Origin of the sequence: Veillonella sp. T14073-2, from assembly GCF_002959875.1 — a bacterium.
Taxonomy (GTDB): domain Bacteria; phylum Bacillota; class Negativicutes; order Veillonellales; family Veillonellaceae; genus Veillonella; species Veillonella infantium.
On sequence record NZ_PPDC01000006.1, the window covers coordinates 257,914 to 274,032 of the forward strand.

Consider the following 16,119-nt stretch of genomic DNA (forward strand, 5'->3'; position numbering starts at 1 on the left):
AAATGGAGTACCATGATAGAATTATTGGGTAAGTCTTTAGAAGAGTTACAATCTATCTTTAAGACCCATAATATACAAAAGTTTCGAGCGAAACAGTTAATAGACTATATTTATCATAGATATATATTTGATTTTGAAGAGATGACGCAGTTTCCTAAAGAATTGCGTCAATGGTTAAGTGATAACTGTGTTATTTCTTTACCAACATTAATTACTGAGTCTGTATCTCCAGATGGGAAGACTCGTAAAATCCTTGTTGAAATGACAGATCAAAGCCGGGTAGAAGCCGTTTTAATGGAGCAACATTATGGATACTCTGTATGTGTTTCTTCTCAAGTAGGGTGTGCTATGGGCTGTGTTTTCTGCGCCTCTACACAGGGTGGTTTATATCGTGATTTAACAGTGTCTGAAATCATTGGACAAGTCGTTATTTTTGGAGCTCTTACAAAAGAGCAAATCCACTCTGTTGTAGTTATGGGGGCAGGGGAACCATTACAAAACTATGATAATGTTTTGCAGTCACTGCAACTATTACATGATCCTATGATTTGTAATATTAGTTATCGAAAGATGACTATTTCCACTTGTGGGTGGGTTCCGAACATCTATAAATTAGCTGATGAAGGATTACCTATAACTTTGGCACTCTCATTACATGCTACAAATAATGAAGTGCGTCGTAGTATTATGCCAGTTGGGGCTCGTTATGAATTGACGGAAGTCTTAGATGCGGTAAAATATTATTATGATACGACTCAACGTCGTATCACCTTTGAGTATATTCTTATAGATTCAGTAAATGCATCTATGGAGGAGGCTCATGAATTGGGGCGAATCTGTAAAGATTTCCCAAATTGCCATGTTAACTTAATACCTGTTAATGGCAATGAACATATAGAATTATATAAACCATCTATTACGAATATGAATACATTTAAAGACATCGTTGCTTCCTATGGTGTGTCTGTAACGGTACGCAAAGAGATGGGCGATGCAATCCAAGCCGCATGTGGGCAATTAAAAGCAGCTCATGGTCGGAAAAAGGAGAATCATGAATAATTTTGTTGGTTTAAGTAAAATTGGACTTGTGCGTCAGCGCAATGAAGATCGATTTTTTATAGACGGTCCTATTTGTGCTGTCACTGATGGCATGGGTGGATATAGTGGCGGTGAAATCGCTAGTACCTATGCTGTTGATGAAATTAAAGAGTATTTAGCCTCCCTTGAAACAGTGGGGCAACAAGATTTATGTGATGCTATTATTCATGCCAATGAACGTATAGCCAATCGCGTAGCTCATGAAGAACGTCTTGCTGGTATGGGCACTACTGCTGTTGTTACGGCCGTTGATGGTGACCAATTATACTGGGCAAGTGTTGGTGATAGTCGTTTGTATGTATATAGAGATGGTCTTTTACGACAAATTACTACAGATCATTCTATGGTACAAGAATTATTAACTGCTGGAGAGATTACAAAGGATGAAATGCTAAATCACCCTCAACGAAACTTATTGACCCGTGCAGTTGGGGTTGATGATACTTTAGAGGTTGATAGTGGTGTAGAATCTATTCTTCCAGGTGATCGTATTTTACTTTGCACTGATGGACTATGTGGTTATGTATCAGATGATGTTATTGCTAGTGCATTACAATCTAATAATGATGATATGAAGGTTGTAGAATCATTGATGAAAGCCGTATATGATGTCGGAGCAGGAGATAATGTGACCATTGTGGTGGGAACAATCTAATCTAGAAATGGAGAAATAATGAGTACTATGAATATAAAAGGTATACTTCTAGATAACCGCTACCGAATTGTTGACAAAATTGGCGTTGGCGGAATGGCTGACGTATACCTTGGAGAAGATACCTTATTAGGTAGACAAGTAGCAATTAAAGTATTGCATGCTAACTTTGCTAATGATGATGAGTTTGTTACGCGTTTTAAACGAGAAGCACAAGCGGCGGGCAAACTAAATCATCCTAATATTGTAAATATGTATGATGTAGGGTTTGATCAAGATTTACACTATATCATTATGGAATATGTAGATGGTGAAACATTAAAAGAGTATATAACGCGACATGGAAGACTATCCATAGACGAGGCTGTAAAATTCACTATTGCTATCGCAGAGGGGTTAGAACACGCGCATACGATGGGAATTGTGCATTGTGATATTAAACCTCATAATGTCATTATTACTCGTACGGGGCGTGTAAAAGTAACTGACTTTGGTATTGCTCGAGCTATGAATGCTACTAATACAGTTATGTACACGAATTCAATTTTAGGCTCTGCTCACTATTTATCACCTGAACAAGCTAGTGGGAAACCAGTAGATGGTAATACTGATATCTACTCTTTAGGCGTAGTTTTATATGAAATGCTTACAGGTAAAGTTCCTTTTGAAGGGGAGACTCCAATTGCAGTAGCATTAAAACATGTACGTGAAAAAGTAGCCCCTCCAACTCGATATAATCCTTCAATCCCACCGCTTTTAGAAGCTGTCGTAATGAAGGCATTATCTAAAAACCCTGTAGATCGTTTTGATTCTATTTCTGACATGATAAGTGATTTACGATTGTCTCAAGGCTTTACAATGGGGAAAACTCAACGTCATGAACCGTATGATTTTGCAACTCAAATGATTCCAGCTGTTGATCCTGAAGCACTTGAGGATTTCAGTGATATTCAAGAAGAGCAAAAAGATGAGGGTAAAAAGAAGAGCATGTTAAGTAAAATAGCATCTATCCCACAAAAATATATCGTCCTAGGGGCTGCTGTAATTTTCTTAGTAGCTTTCTTAGGTGCCTTCTTGAGTTATGGTAATTTCTGGAGTAACACAACTGTAGATGTACCTAATGTTGTGGGGAAACAAGTTTCTGTAGCTAAAAATATTTTAGAAGATAAACATTTGCGTGTTTCTACAAGCGAGGTTACTAATCCTGATGTACCAGCTGGTCAAGTTATTTCTCAAACACCAGGTGCAGGAGAGAAGGTTAAAGAACAACGTACAATTCACCTTGTTGTATCTAAAGGTGTTGGTGATATTACAGTACCGGATTTGTCTGGTTTAACAGTAGACCAAGCTCGACAACGACTTAAAGATGTTGGTTTAGTTGTTGGTAAAGTAACACAACAGTCTGTAGATAATAAACCTGATGGTGTTATCATAGCTCAAAGTCCATCTGGTGATTCTAAAGTTTCTAAAGGTACAACAATTGATCTCGTTGTAAATAAAGCAAAAGCTAAAAAAATTCAAATGCCAAATGTTATTGGTATGACTTTAAAAGATGCACGAGATACATTGAGTAATGCTCATCTTGGTGTTAATCAAGTCGCTGGTTCTGTAGAGGAGAAATCTATTGTAACAGAACAAAGCATAAAAGCTGGCGATGAAATTGATGAAGGTACTGCAGTAAATCTAACTACTGAATATAAAGATGGCAAAAAGAAAGATGATAAAAAATCTGACAGTAGTAGTAATAAAACCACTGGTACGGTAGATATTACAGTACCGGCAGGCTCTAAAAACCAAGAGTTAAAAATTGTCGTAAAAGATGATGACGGTTCAGCTGTTATCTACGATGATACAAATAAACCTGGAGATCGTATTGTTAAAAAAGTGTCTGGTGTAGGTAATGTTCGTATTGAGGTTTATCTCAATGGTGCATTAGTACAAGAAACAGCATTATAGGGGAATTATGATTACAGGTATTGTTGTCAAAAATATGAATGGTTACTTTTATGTACAAGATGATGCAAGTACTGTTCATGAATGTAAAGTTCGAGGTAGATTAAAGAAAGGTCGCTATAGTTTACTTGTCGGTGATCGTGTTACGATTTCTGAGGATGGATTCGTTGAATCCATCCTCGATCGTCATAATTCCATGGTTAGACCTGCAGTAGCTAATATTGATCAAGTTGTATTGGTTGTAGCTGCTCATGAACCAGATATTAATGAGCTTTTACTAAATAAAATGCTTGTCATGATTGAACATGCAGATATCCCGATTGTATTATGTATTAACAAATGTGATTTGATGGATCCAGATACAGAAGCCATGGTAAAGCTTTATAAATCTATCGGCTATGAAGTATTGATGACATCTACATATAATATGACAGGTATTGATGAGTTACGTCATGTGTTAGAGCATAAGGTAACTGCCTTTGCAGGCCCTTCTGGTGTTGGTAAAAGTAGTCTATTAAATGCTGTTGATCCTAAGTTTGCATTCCAAACGGGGGAGGTTAGTGACAAAATAAAGCGCGGTAAACATACCACTCGTCATGCTTCTTTATATAGTTTGGATTCAGATTCTTTTATTATGGATACACCTGGATTTAGTGCGATTGAGTTTAACGATGTTTCATTAGAACGGTTACCCACGTTATTCCCTGAATTTAGTAATTATGTTGATACATGTAAATTTAATCCTTGTTATCATGAACATGAACCTATTTGTGGCATAAAAGATGCTTTAGATGCAGGCCATATTCATCAAGGACGATATGATGCATATATGTCTATACGTAATGACATAGAAAGTCAACGAAAGAGGTTTTAAAATGATTAAAATTGCACCATCTATGCTCTCTGCAAATTTTGCAACATTAAGTGAAGAAATAAAATCTATTGAATTAGCTGGAGCTGATTTATTGCATATTGATATTATGGATGGTCATTTTGTACCAAACTTAACATTTGGTACACCTATCGTGAAAGCAATCCGTCCTTATACACAATTACCATTTGATGTTCACTTAATGGTTACAAATCCTGGTGACTATGTAGAAGAATTTGCAAAGATTGGTGTAGAGTATTTTACATTTCATCAAGAAACTGTGCCACATATGCATCGTTTAATCCAGCATATTAAACAATGTGGCATGAAAGCAGGGGTTGCACTTAATCCGGGTACACCAGTGTCCTTGTTAGAGGATGTGGCTGCTGACCTAGACATGATTTTAATTATGTCTGTAAATCCTGGCTTTGGTGGGCAATCTTTTATTCCAAATGCTATTAAAAAAGTTAAGCAAGCTAAAATGCTACTAGAGGAAGTTGATAATACAACTGCAGTTATTGAAGTAGATGGTGGCATTAATGATATTACATGTGTCCCAATTAAAAGAGCAGGTGCTACTGTTTTAGTAGCAGGATCTGCTGTATTTGGTGCTGATGACCGAGCACATATGATTGAAGCTATTAGAAATAATTAATATTATTTTTGATAAAGTACTGATATATATAGTAACTAATCCATATTATTAACTCTATAGATTTTATAAATTTTAGGAGTGAGGAATTCTTTAAGAAATCCTCACTCCTTGCTTGCTTTTACCATAAATTTTTGTTAAAATTATCAAGTATGAAAAATATGCACGTCGGTGGACTTCGGTACTGTGCCTAATTTTGGGTGACCCGAAGGATGAAGCGGCGGAGGTTAATTAACAGGAGGTGCCACAATGGCAGTAGTATCAATGAAACAATTATTAGAGGCTGGTGTACACTTTGGTCATCAGACTAGAAGATGGAACCCTAAAATGGCGAAATTCATCTTCACTGAACGCAATGGTATTTATATCATTGACTTGTCTAAAACAGTTAAAAAAGTAGAAGAAGCTTACTCTTTCTTACGCGAAGTTGCTTCCCAAGGCGAAGTAATCTTGTTCGTAGGTACTAAAAAACAAGCTCAAGAAGCTATTAAAGAAGAAGCTATCCGTGCTAACATGTTCTTCGTTAACGAACGTTGGTTGGGCGGTATGTTGACTAACTTTAAAACAATTGAAACTCGTATTAAACGTTTAAAACAATTGGAAGCTATGGCAGAAGATGGTACTTTCGAAGTATTGCCTAAAAAAGAAGTTATCGGTCTTCGTCATGAAATGGAAAAATTGGAAAAATACCTTGGCGGTATCAAAGATATGCCTAAAATGCCAGGTGCTCTTTTCGTAGTTGATCCTAAAAAAGAAAAAATTGCTATTGCAGAAGCTAAAAAATTGGGTATTCCAGTTGTTGCAACAGTTGACACTAACTGTGACCCTGATGAAGTAGAATTCCCAATCCCAGCAAATGATGACGCTATCCGTGCTGTAAAATTATTGGCTGGTAAAATGGCTGACGCTGTTCTTGAAGGTCGTCAAGGCGAATCCTTGGACGGTGCTGAAGCTGCAGAATAATTCTGTTAAGCTACTTAATCATTTCTGATTAGCATTTGAAAGATAAATCTATAACATATATAATTAGGGTAAGGACTATATCCTTACCTTAATTAGTACTAGGAGGAATAAAATAATGGCAATTACTGCTGCTTTGGTAAAAGAATTGCGCGACATGACTGGCGCAGGTATGATGGACGCTAAAAAAGCATTGGTTGAAACTGACGGTAATATCGAAAAAGCGGTTGACCTTCTTCGTGAAAAAGGTTTAGCTGCTGCAGCTAAAAAAGCTGGTCGTATCGCAGCTGAAGGTGTTGTACAATCTTACATCCATGCTGGTGGTCGTATCGGCGTATTGGTAGAAGTTAACTGTGAAACTGATTTCGTTGCTAAAACTGATGATTTCCAAAACTTGGCACGCGATATCGCTATGCAAATCGCAGCTGTTAATCCTACATACTTAAATCGTGAAGAAGTTCCTGCTGAAGTAATCGAACATGAAAAACAAGTATTGTTGGAACAAGCTAAAGCAGAAGCTGAAGAAGACGTTAAAGCAGGTCGTAAACCAAAACCTGAAGCTGTTTTGGAAAAAATGGTTAATGGCCGTATTGAAAAATTCTATAAAGAAAATTGCCTATTAGAACAAGCGTTCATTAAAGATGGTGACAAAACCGTTACTGATATCATTAATGAAAATATTGCAAAAATCGGTGAAAACATCAACGTACGTCGTTTTGTTCGCTACGGTTTGGGTGAAGGCATTGAAAAACGCCAAGATGACTTCGTAGCTGAAGTAATGGCATCTGTTGGTAAATAATTAAGATATAATAAGAGAACACCGTACAGTGTTCTCTTATTTTGCAATAGAGGAGTAAACACATGGCAAAGAGAAACTTTAGACGTATTGTTTTGAAGTTAAGTGGTGAAGCATTAGCGGGTGAACAAGGTTTTGGTATTAACCCTGATGTTGTTGAAGAATTTGCAAAAGAAATTGCGGCTTTAGCAAAATCCACCGATTTAGAAATCGCAATTGTTGTTGGTGGCGGTAACTTGTGGAGAGGGTTAGCTGGTAGTAACCAAGGTATGGATCGTGCTACAGCTGACTATATGGGTATGCTAGCAACAGTAATGAACTCCTTAGCATTGCAAGATGCATTAGAACAAGCAGGCGTAGATACTCGCGTTCAAACTGCTATCGAAATGCAAGAAATTGCAGAACCTTATATTCGTCGTCGTGCCATTCGTCACTTAGAGAAAAAACGTATCGTAATCTTCGGTGCTGGTCTTGGTAAACCATATTTCTCTACAGATACGACTGCTGCATTACGGGCTGCTGAAATTGAAGCAGATGCAATTCTGATGGCGAAGAAATTCGCTGACGGTGTATATGATTCCGATCCTAAAACGAATCCTAATGCCGTTAAATTTGATGAATTAACATATAATGATATCATTACAAAAGAATTAAAGGTTATGGATGCAACATCCACAACTTTATGTAAAGATAATAATATTCCTATTATTGTATTTAGCATGGACATTCCGGGTAACATTACAAAAGCCGCTAAAGGTGAAGAAATTGGTACCATTGTTCGAGGAGAATAATTCAAATGGAAATTAAAGAATTGTTACAACAAGCAGAAGAACGCATGAATAAGTCTATTGAGGCTTTAAAACATGAATTCGCATCTATTCGTACAGGCCGTGCTAGTGTAGCATTGCTTGATAAAGTAATGGTTGATTATTATGGTAGCCCTTCTCCAATTAACCAAGTTGCGAATATCTCTGTACCTGAGCCTCGCATGATTGTAATTGCACCTTGGGATAAAACTATGATTGGTGCCATTGAAAAGGCAATTTTACAATCCGATCTTGGTTTAAACCCAGGTAATGATGGTGCTCAAATTCGTTTAACTATTCCTCAATTAACTGAGGAGCGCCGTAAAGAAATCGTTAAAGTTGTTCATAAAAAAGCTGAAGATGCTAAAGTTGCAGTACGTAATATTCGTCGTGATGTAAATGATGCATTGAAAAAAGAAGAAAAAGCTAAAACAATTACTGAAGATGATGCTAAAGACGGTTTAGATCAAATCCAAAAACTTACAGATGCTAAAATTAAGCAGATTGATGAGTTAAAAGCAGTAAAAGAAAAGGACGTATTAGAAGTATAATGTTAGATTCTAATAGCCTTATTGGAATGCCATGGCAGCTTGCAAAGTCTCGTTTGCAGGCTGCCCATATTCCTTTTAAGGTAATGATTGGGGGATCCTTTAATCGCTTTTTTGATATTGCCGATAAAGGACTTTATGTAGCACGTATTACCAAGGTTGATGAGTGTTTACATATACTAGTGTATAGACCAATGATTGCCAGCGACTTCGGAAATTCTATCGAGGTAGACTATGCTAAAGAAATTATTTAACCGTAAACCATCTGATACGCCTGATATTGATAGTAATGCGATACCAAAACATGTTGCTATTATTATGGATGGCAATGGTCGTTGGGCTAAACGAAGAGGGATGCCACGATCTATGGGGCATCGTGCAGGAGCCGACGTATTAAAGCAGATTGTTATTGCTGCAGATGAGATTGGAATTAGAGCTCTTACGGTATATGGTTTCTCCACAGAGAACTGGAAGCGTCCTGAACAGGAAGTTTCTTTACTTATGGCTCTCATAAAAGAATACTTAAACAATAATGTTAAGTATATGCATGAACATAATGTACGCATTCGCTTTATTGGATATATTAGTGCTCTTTCAGAGGAGCTTCAAAAGATTATTCGCGATGCAGAATTATTAACTCAGAATAATACAGGCCTTACCTTACAGTTAGCTATAAACTATGGTGGGCGTGATGAAATAGTTAGGACTATCCGCAACATTACAAACTCTGTTGCAGATGGAACTTTAACTACAGACGATATTACAGAAGACTATGTTAGCTCTCAACTTTTCACTAAAGAGTTTAGTGACGTAGACTTATTAATTCGTCCAAGTAGTGATTTTAGAATTAGTAACTTTTTATTGTGGCAGCTAGCTTATGCTGAATTCTGGTTTACTGATTTACATTGGCCGGATTTCACTAAAGAAACATTATTGGAAGCTGTTGCAGCATATCAAAAACGAGAACGCCGATTTGGTGGCTTACGTGATGAGGAATAAAAAATGTTAAAAACACGTGTTATAACCGCTGTTATAGGTTTTATTATTGCCTTAGGGGCCATTACATTAGGCGGATCTGTGTATGATGTTCTTATTACATTATTAGCTCTATTGGGATGGCGTGAGTTTGTTTTGCTCGGCAAGGCTAAACATGTGCGAATATCCATTTTATGGGGTTATATTAGTATTTTATTATTGATGATTGCTTTTGCATGTCATCAGTATATTTTAACAATAGCTATATTAGTATTGAGTTTATCAGCCAATTATATGTTATGTACATTTGGTGAAAATAAATACTCTTTAGCTAGCGTTTCTTTTAGTGTATTTGGTTTATTATATGTTGGTATTGGCATGATTTCTTTGCTCATGATTCGTCATGACTCTATTTACATGTCTTTATCAATGCCATTTGAATTATATAATTGGGGAACAATTACTCTTTGGCTAGTATTGTTTACCACATGGGCTAGTGATACTTTTGCGTACTTTGCGGGTCGTGCTTTTGGTAAACATAAAATTGTTCCATCCATTAGTCCTAATAAAACATTAGAAGGTTTTATTGGTGGCTTTATTGGTTGTATTATTACAGGTGCTGTATTTTCGTATATCGTAGGTATTCCATGGTGGATGGGTATTCATGTTGGTATGATTAGCGGTATACTTGCACCATTAGGTGATTTATTTGAATCAAAGATTAAGCGATTATGTAATGTGAAAGATTCTGGTACTTTATTACCAGGTCATGGCGGTGTATTGGATCGGTTTGATAGCTTATTATTTACGGCACCTATTACATTGATTTATATATTACTATTCTCGTTCTAATCTAATAGAGGTAAGCTTATGAAATACCTAAGTATTATTGGCAGTACTGGCTCAATCGGTACACAGACACTAGATGTAGTGTCTCAACATCCAGATCAATTCAAGGTGGTTGCCTTAGTGGCACATCATAATATTGACCTCTTAGAAAAACAAATTAAAGAATATCAGCCATTAGTAGCCGGTCTAGTTGATGAAAGTGCTTTTAAAGAACTACAAGGACGCTATACAGGTCCTACAAAACTTGTGGGCGGTAAGGAAGCACTCATAGCTGCTGCTACGATTCAAGAAGCAACAATGGTTGTAACTGCTATTGTTGGTGCTGCAGGTATCGAACCTACTGTAGAGGCTATAAAGAAACGTAAGACTATAGGTCTAGCTAATAAGGAAACATTAGTTGCTGGTGGACCATTGATTACATCTTTGGCTAAGGAGTATGGCGTACAAATTCTACCTATTGATAGTGAACATAGCGCAATATTCCAGTGTTTAGAAGGGCAAAATCGCGAGAATGTTGATTCCTTAATTGTTACTGCTTCTGGTGGCCCTTTACGCACTTGGGACTCTGATAAAATTCAAACTGCCACAGCTGCTGATTGCCTACGTCATCCAACTTGGAATATGGGGAACAAGATTACGATTGACTCTGCATCTCTATTTAATAAAGGGTTAGAAGTAATTGAAGCTCATTGGCTATTTGGTTTTGATTTTGATCATATTGACGTAGTGGTACATCCACAAAGCATTGTTCATTCAATGATACGAATGAAAGATGGGGCCATCTTAGCACAAATGGGGAATCCTGATATGAGGGAGCCTATTCAGTATGCTTTGACATATCCTAAACGTGAAACTTTACATATGAATCACCTAGATTTTTCAAAGGCTTTACAATTAGAATTCTTGCCACCTCGATATGATGATTTCCCGGCTCTTCGTCTTGCTTATGAAGTGGGCCGATCAAGCGGTTTTAAACCAGCTGTGTTTAATGCTGCAAATGAAACTGCAGTTTATGCATTTTTAGATGATAAAATCGCCTTTGGTGATATTTATAAAGTCGTCACATCAGTCCTTGAATCTATGGGACCTGAAGATGACTTTACATTAGACAATTTATTGGCCATTGATAGATGGGCTCGAGAAAAGGCCACATCATTGATGGTATAGGAGTATATATGACAACGGCATTAGCCACAATATTTGTATTTGGTTTAATCGTGTTTATTCATGAATTAGGCCATTTTATTACAGCAAAAATGTCAGGTATGCAAGTAGACGAATTTGCTATTGGTTTTGGACCTGCCATATTCAAGGTTCAAAAAGGGGAAACTTTATACTCGATTCGTATCATTCCTCTTGGTGGATTTAATCGTATTGCAGGTATGACAGCTGACGAGCCTCTTAATGAGCGCTCATTTTATACTAAACCTGCATGGAAGAAATTTATTGTTATTTCTGCAGGTGCTGTATTTAACTTTTTATTGGCCATAGTTTTATTCTTTGGTCTCAATGCAACAGTAGGTAATCTCACGTATACAAATGATCCTGTTATTGGTAATATCATCCCAGGTAGCGCTGCTGAACAGGCACATTTACAATCTAACGATAGAATTCTTACCATCGATGGTAAAAAGATTTCTACATGGGATGAAATCCGCCCTAGCCTACAAGGTACTGCCAATCATGGTGTTACTGTTGTAGTAGATAGAGAAGGAGAAACTGTAGAAACTACAGTGATTCCAAAAATGGAACAGGATAGTCCTAAAATTGGTATTTATCCTAGTTATACTCGAGAAACTTATAGTATTGGAGAATCTTTTAGTTTAGCCGTTACTCGCACAGGTCAAACAATTGTTGCTATGTTAAGTGGCTTATATGATATGATTCGAGGCACACAGGCAGCAGAGCTATCTGGCCCTGTAGGGATTTCACAAATGGCTGGTACTATTGCACAATCTGGCTTTGCGCCACTATTAAGTTTTGCAGCATTTTTAAGTATTAACTTAGGGGTTATTAATCTTTTGCCATTACCTGTATTAGATGGTGGTCATTTAATTATTATTTTGGCTGAAGCTGTCACAGGTCGTAAGTTACCTGCTAAGGCACTTATGTATATTCAAATGGTTGGTGTTGCTTTGATGGTAGCATTATTCTTATATGTAACAACTCAGGATATATTCCGATTACTATAAGATAGATGGGAGATTACAATGATTGTACGTAAACCAACAAATGGTATCTATGTAGGTACAGTTAAAATAGGTGATTATGCACCGGTAAGCATTCAATCAATGATTACCACTGATCCGGTTCACACGGAAAAGGCTATTGCTGAAATAAATCGCTTAGCTGAGGCTGGTTGTGAATTAGTACGTGTTGCAGTACCTACAATGGCATCTGCAAAAGCTTTAAAAGCAGTTCGTGCTGGTATCGATATTCCTTTAATTGCTGATATTCATTTCGACTATAAATTAGCTTTAGAAGCTATTGAGAATAATGTTGATGGATTGCGTATTAACCCAGGAAATATTGGTGGAGAGGATAAAGTGTTAGCTGTTATTGAAAAAGCTAAACCTAAACAAATTCCAATTCGTATAGGTGTCAATGCTGGTTCTTTACCTAAGCATATCCTCGATGCTCATGGTGGCCATCCTACAGCAGATGGCATGGTAGAGACTGCATTAGAACATGTGCGAATTCTTGAAAAGCTCGACTATCGCCAAATGAAATTATCCATTAAAGCAACGGAAGTTCCTTTAATGGTAGAAGCCTATCGTAAGTTATCCGATAAGATTCCTTATCCTTTGCATTTAGGTGTTACTGAGGCTGGGACGATAAAACAAGGTACCATCAAGTCTGCTATGGGCATTGGTGCTTTATTATTAGACGGCATTGGTGATACATTACGGGTATCTTTAACGGGTGACCCAATACATGAAATAGAAGTAGGCCGAAGTATTTTAAGTAACTTGGGATTACGCAACTTTGGTGCTACAATGATTTCCTGCCCTACATGTGGCCGATGCCAAGTCAATCTATTTGACATGGCGGGAATTGTAGAGGAGCGCTTAGCATCTATTAAAGCACCAATTAAAGTTGCTGTTATGGGATGTGTTGTAAATGGGCCTGGTGAGGCTCGTGAAGCTGATTTTGGTATTGCTGGTGGTAATGGTCAAGGTATTGTTTTCCGAAAGGGTGAAGTTATCAAGACTGTACCAGAAGCTGAATTAGTCGATACATTATTTAGAGAAATTGATCAATATTTAGAAAACTTAAATGAGGAGTCTTTATGTTAGCCACTAAATTATATGCACCTACATTGCGGGAGGTTCCATCTGACGCTGATGTAGTTAGCCAACAGCTTATGCTTCGCGCAGGTTTTATGCGAAAAACTGCAAATGGTTTATATAGCTTTTTGCCATTGGGTTGGAGAAGTATCAAAAAAATTGAAGCCATTGTACGTGAAGAAATGGATCGTGCTAGTGCTCAAGAAATTATGATGCCTATCTTACAACCTGCAGAAATTTGGAAAGAGTCTGGCCGTTGGAACGCATATGGCGCAGAAATGATGCGTATTAATGATCGTCATGATAATGAATTCTGCTTGGGGCCAACTCATGAAGAGATGATTACAACTCTTGTAAAAAATGAGATTAACTCCTACCGTCAACTACCAGTAAATTTATATCAAATCCAAAGTAAATTCCGTGATGAACGTCGTCCACGTTATGGTTTGATGCGTAGTCGCGAATTTATTATGAAAGATGCATATTCTTTTGATGTAGATGAAGCTGGTTTAGACGAATCTTATAAATCTATGTATGATGCATATACACGTATTTTTACGCGTTGTGGTCTTACATTCCGTCCTGTAGAAGCTGATAGTGGTGCCATCGGCGGTAGTGGAACACATGAGTTTATGGCAATTGCTGAAGCTGGTGAAGCTGATATTGTATATTGTACAAAATGTGACTATGCTGCAAACATTGAAATTGGCAAACCTGGTATTATGAAACAGGAAGAAGAAGCACTGCAAGAATTATCCGTTGTAGATACTCCTAATGCTAGTACTATTGAAGCTGTGGCAGAAATGTTGAACTTACCACTACATAAAACTATCAAAGCTGTAGTATTCTCCATTGATGGTAAAGTGGTATTAGCAATTGTTCGTGGTGATCATGAAGTTAATGAAGTGGCAGTACAACATGCTGTACTTGGTTCTGTAGAGCCAGAAATGGCTACACCTGAAGAATTAGAAAAAGTTGGCTTAACAGCTGGCTTTATCAGCCCAGTAGGATTAAAACAAACAGAGGAGTTTGCTATTGTTGTAGATGAATCTGTTATGGAAACTTACAATGTTTGTGGCGGTGCCAATAAAAAAGATGCGCACTATGTTAATATCAACCCTAAACGTGACTTTAATGTAGAAGATATTATTGTTGCACCAATTCGTTTAATTACAGATGATGATGTTTGCCCAACTTGTGGTGGTGCCTTAGAACATGCCAAAGGTATTGAAGTTGGTCAAGTATTTAAATTAGGCACAAAATATTCTGAAGCATTACAAGCTACATTCTTAGACCAAAACGGTCGTCCTAATCCAATGATTATGGGCTGTTATGGTATTGGTGTATCTCGTACATTAGCTGCAGCTATTGAGCAATACCACGATGAAAATGGTATTATTTGGCCTCGTTCTATTGCACCATTTGAAGCTGTTATCGTACCTATTAATGCTAAAGACGAAGCATTGATGTCCACAAGTCAAACCATTTATACTGCATTACAAAATGCAGGTGTAGATGTGTTACTTGATGACCGTAAAGATCGAGCTGGTGTAAAATTTAAGGATGCTGATTTAATTGGTTATCCACTTCGTATTACAGTAAGTAAAAATACACTTGAAAATAATGAAGTAGAAATTCAAATTCGTAAGTCTGGAGAGACCATTACATGTGCCATTGATTCTGTAGCAACTAAGGTTACTGAATTGCTTCAAGATTTATAATTAAATTGCGATTCTAGTGAATACTCATTAGGGTCGCAATTTTTCTATCTTAACTTGAATTAATAGACTAAATCAGTCATAATTAAAAGATAGGATATTTGTAATGGGAGGTACTATATGCTTGTAGATTTTCATATGCATTCTGTTTATTCCGATGGTATTGAAACACCAAAGGCATTATTGCGTCATGCCTTAGATTGTAATCTATCTATGATGGCTTTAACTGATCATGATGAAATTGATGGCATAAAAGCATTGCGTACTGCTCAACAAGATTTAGATCCTAATAAAACGATTAAAATTATAAACGGCTGTGAATTTAGTGCTGATTATAAAGATAAGTCTATTCACATTTTAGGATATTGTTTTGATGAAAATAATAAAGAGTTAAATGATTTTATTACGTTCTTTAAAGGAAAACGTGAAGAACGTGTTGATGAAATGATAAGACGCTGTAATAGCGAAGGATATCATATTACAAAAGAAGAATTAATCAAACAATTTCCTGATACTAAAGCTTATGGACGTCCACATATTGGTAAACTTTTAATTGATGGTGGATATGCTAAGGATGTTAATGAAGTCTTTAGAGGAATTCTACGTAAGAACAGTCCTTGCTATGTGCCTAAGGTAAAAGTTGAGGTTCAACATATTATTGATATTATTCATAAAGCTGGTGGTTTTGCCGTTATGGCACATCCCAAATTAGTTTCCAGTGATGAATATGTGCTAGAAATGTTAGATTTTAATTTTGATGGTATAGAGGTGTATCATTCAAAACATAATGATGAAGATGTAGAACGATACAAAGCGTTAGCTAAACAGTATAAACTTTTTATCACTGGTGGTTCTGATTATCATGGAATTCCAGGAAAAGAACCAGATAATTTTGGTGATTATTTAGTATCTGGACATGATGTATCAGAATTTATTAGTTTGTTATAAATAATG

17 protein-coding genes are annotated in these 16,119 nt (G+C 36.8%); all 17 read left to right on the forward strand.

The genetic code is table 11. From position 1 onward, the window contains the following. Positions 1–12 precede the first annotated feature (12 nt). The 17 genes from rlmN (at position 13) to VCHSUH04_RS04775 (ending at position 16,113) form a co-directional block, all read left to right on the forward strand. Positions 13–1,059, forward strand: a complete 1,047-nt coding sequence (gene rlmN / locus VCHSUH04_RS04695; protein ID WP_105085563.1) for a 23S rRNA (adenine(2503)-C(2))-methyltransferase RlmN — start codon at positions 13–15, stop codon at positions 1,057–1,059. Then, entirely contained in the window at positions 1,052–1,753 is a 702-nt protein-coding gene (locus VCHSUH04_RS04700) for a Stp1/IreP family PP2C-type Ser/Thr phosphatase (protein ID WP_105085564.1), read from the forward strand. Before rlmN ends, VCHSUH04_RS04700 begins: the two co-directional genes overlap by 8 nt. A 27-nt stretch (positions 1,754–1,780) precedes the next feature. Beyond that, the gene (pknB, locus tag VCHSUH04_RS04705; protein ID WP_105086001.1) at positions 1,781–3,706 is read left to right on the forward strand and encodes a Stk1 family PASTA domain-containing Ser/Thr kinase; all 1,926 of its coding nucleotides are present in this window, start codon (positions 1,781–1,783) and stop codon (positions 3,704–3,706) included. 7 nt (positions 3,707–3,713) lie between these two features. Next, on the forward strand, positions 3,714–4,577 hold the full coding sequence (gene rsgA / locus VCHSUH04_RS04710; RefSeq protein ID WP_105085565.1) for a ribosome small subunit-dependent GTPase A: 864 nt from the start codon (positions 3,714–3,716) through the stop codon (positions 4,575–4,577). A gap of 1 nt (position 4,578) precedes the next feature. After that, positions 4,579–5,229, forward strand: a complete 651-nt coding sequence (gene rpe / locus VCHSUH04_RS04715) for a ribulose-phosphate 3-epimerase (protein WP_105085566.1) — start codon at positions 4,579–4,581, stop codon at positions 5,227–5,229. A 246-nt stretch (positions 5,230–5,475) separates the two neighbouring features. Then, positions 5,476–6,189 (forward strand): 30S ribosomal protein S2, encoded by a 714-nt coding sequence (rpsB, locus tag VCHSUH04_RS04720; protein ID WP_060924643.1) that lies wholly within the window; start codon positions 5,476–5,478, stop codon positions 6,187–6,189. Positions 6,190–6,304: 115 nt separating this feature from the next. Next, positions 6,305–6,985, forward strand: coding sequence for a translation elongation factor Ts (tsf, locus tag VCHSUH04_RS04725; RefSeq protein ID WP_105085567.1), 681 nt, complete (start codon positions 6,305–6,307; stop codon positions 6,983–6,985). Positions 6,986–7,047: 62 nt separating this feature from the next. Further along, positions 7,048–7,773, forward strand: a complete 726-nt coding sequence (pyrH, locus tag VCHSUH04_RS04730; RefSeq protein WP_024066541.1) for a UMP kinase — start codon at positions 7,048–7,050, stop codon at positions 7,771–7,773. Positions 7,774–7,778: 5 nt separating this feature from the next. Next, on the forward strand, positions 7,779–8,339 hold the full coding sequence (gene frr, locus VCHSUH04_RS04735; RefSeq protein WP_005386731.1) for a ribosome recycling factor: 561 nt from the start codon (positions 7,779–7,781) through the stop codon (positions 8,337–8,339). After that, positions 8,339–8,590 (forward strand): hypothetical protein, encoded by a 252-nt coding sequence (locus tag VCHSUH04_RS04740; protein ID WP_105085568.1) that lies wholly within the window; start codon positions 8,339–8,341, stop codon positions 8,588–8,590. The genes frr and VCHSUH04_RS04740 overlap by 1 nt, the downstream gene beginning before the upstream one ends. Next, positions 8,571–9,335, forward strand: a complete 765-nt coding sequence (locus VCHSUH04_RS04745) for an isoprenyl transferase (protein ID WP_105085569.1) — start codon at positions 8,571–8,573, stop codon at positions 9,333–9,335. The genes VCHSUH04_RS04740 and VCHSUH04_RS04745 overlap by 20 nt, the downstream gene beginning before the upstream one ends. 3 nt (positions 9,336–9,338) lie before the next feature. Continuing rightward, positions 9,339–10,163 carry a phosphatidate cytidylyltransferase gene (locus VCHSUH04_RS04750; protein ID WP_105085570.1) on the forward strand — a complete coding sequence of 275 codons (825 nt, stop codon included), beginning with the start codon at positions 9,339–9,341 and terminating at the stop codon, positions 10,161–10,163. Between the two features lie 18 nt (positions 10,164–10,181). Continuing rightward, positions 10,182–11,327: a 1-deoxy-D-xylulose-5-phosphate reductoisomerase gene (locus VCHSUH04_RS04755; RefSeq protein WP_105085571.1), complete on the forward strand. Its 1,146-nt coding sequence runs from the start codon at positions 10,182–10,184 to the stop codon at positions 11,325–11,327. Between the two features lie 8 nt (positions 11,328–11,335). After that, a complete protein-coding gene (gene rseP, locus VCHSUH04_RS04760; RefSeq protein ID WP_105085572.1) occupies positions 11,336–12,352 on the forward strand; it encodes an RIP metalloprotease RseP in 1,017 nt (338 codons plus the stop codon). Between the two features lie 18 nt (positions 12,353–12,370). Beyond that, positions 12,371–13,456 (forward strand): flavodoxin-dependent (E)-4-hydroxy-3-methylbut-2-enyl-diphosphate synthase, encoded by a 1,086-nt coding sequence (gene ispG, locus VCHSUH04_RS04765; protein ID WP_105085573.1) that lies wholly within the window; start codon positions 12,371–12,373, stop codon positions 13,454–13,456. Next, positions 13,450–15,168, forward strand: coding sequence for a proline--tRNA ligase (locus tag VCHSUH04_RS04770; protein ID WP_105085574.1), 1,719 nt, complete (start codon positions 13,450–13,452; stop codon positions 15,166–15,168). The genes ispG and VCHSUH04_RS04770 overlap by 7 nt, the downstream gene beginning before the upstream one ends. Positions 15,169–15,303: 135 nt before the next feature. Continuing rightward, the gene (locus tag VCHSUH04_RS04775; protein WP_233188272.1) at positions 15,304–16,113 is read left to right on the forward strand and encodes a PHP domain-containing protein; all 810 of its coding nucleotides are present in this window, start codon (positions 15,304–15,306) and stop codon (positions 16,111–16,113) included. Positions 16,114–16,119 lie beyond the last annotated feature (6 nt).

Excerpts from the sequence above, each read along its gene's own strand:
- rlmN (WP_105085563.1), top strand. The coding sequence starts at position 13 with ATGATAGAATTATTGGGTAAGTCTTTAGAAGAGTTACAATCTATCTTT.
- VCHSUH04_RS04700 (WP_105085564.1), top strand. The coding sequence starts at position 1,052 with ATGAATAATTTTGTTGGTTTAAGTAAAATTGGACTTGTGCGTCAGCGC.
- pknB (WP_105086001.1), top strand. The coding sequence starts at position 1,781 with ATGAATATAAAAGGTATACTTCTAGATAACCGCTACCGAATTGTTGAC.
- rsgA (WP_105085565.1), top strand. The coding sequence starts at position 3,714 with ATGATTACAGGTATTGTTGTCAAAAATATGAATGGTTACTTTTATGTA.
- rpe (WP_105085566.1), top strand. The coding sequence starts at position 4,579 with ATGATTAAAATTGCACCATCTATGCTCTCTGCAAATTTTGCAACATTA.
- rpsB (WP_060924643.1), top strand. The coding sequence starts at position 5,476 with ATGGCAGTAGTATCAATGAAACAATTATTAGAGGCTGGTGTACACTTT.
- tsf (WP_105085567.1), top strand. The coding sequence starts at position 6,305 with ATGGCAATTACTGCTGCTTTGGTAAAAGAATTGCGCGACATGACTGGC.
- pyrH (WP_024066541.1), top strand. The coding sequence starts at position 7,048 with ATGGCAAAGAGAAACTTTAGACGTATTGTTTTGAAGTTAAGTGGTGAA.
- frr (WP_005386731.1), top strand. The coding sequence starts at position 7,779 with ATGGAAATTAAAGAATTGTTACAACAAGCAGAAGAACGCATGAATAAG.
- VCHSUH04_RS04740 (WP_105085568.1), top strand. The coding sequence starts at position 8,339 with ATGTTAGATTCTAATAGCCTTATTGGAATGCCATGGCAGCTTGCAAAG.
- VCHSUH04_RS04745 (WP_105085569.1), top strand. The coding sequence starts at position 8,571 with ATGCTAAAGAAATTATTTAACCGTAAACCATCTGATACGCCTGATATT.
- VCHSUH04_RS04750 (WP_105085570.1), top strand. The coding sequence starts at position 9,339 with ATGTTAAAAACACGTGTTATAACCGCTGTTATAGGTTTTATTATTGCC.
- VCHSUH04_RS04755 (WP_105085571.1), top strand. The coding sequence starts at position 10,182 with ATGAAATACCTAAGTATTATTGGCAGTACTGGCTCAATCGGTACACAG.
- rseP (WP_105085572.1), top strand. The coding sequence starts at position 11,336 with ATGACAACGGCATTAGCCACAATATTTGTATTTGGTTTAATCGTGTTT.
- ispG (WP_105085573.1), top strand. The coding sequence starts at position 12,371 with ATGATTGTACGTAAACCAACAAATGGTATCTATGTAGGTACAGTTAAA.
- VCHSUH04_RS04770 (WP_105085574.1), top strand. The coding sequence starts at position 13,450 with ATGTTAGCCACTAAATTATATGCACCTACATTGCGGGAGGTTCCATCT.
- VCHSUH04_RS04775 (WP_233188272.1), top strand. The coding sequence starts at position 15,304 with ATGCATTCTGTTTATTCCGATGGTATTGAAACACCAAAGGCATTATTG.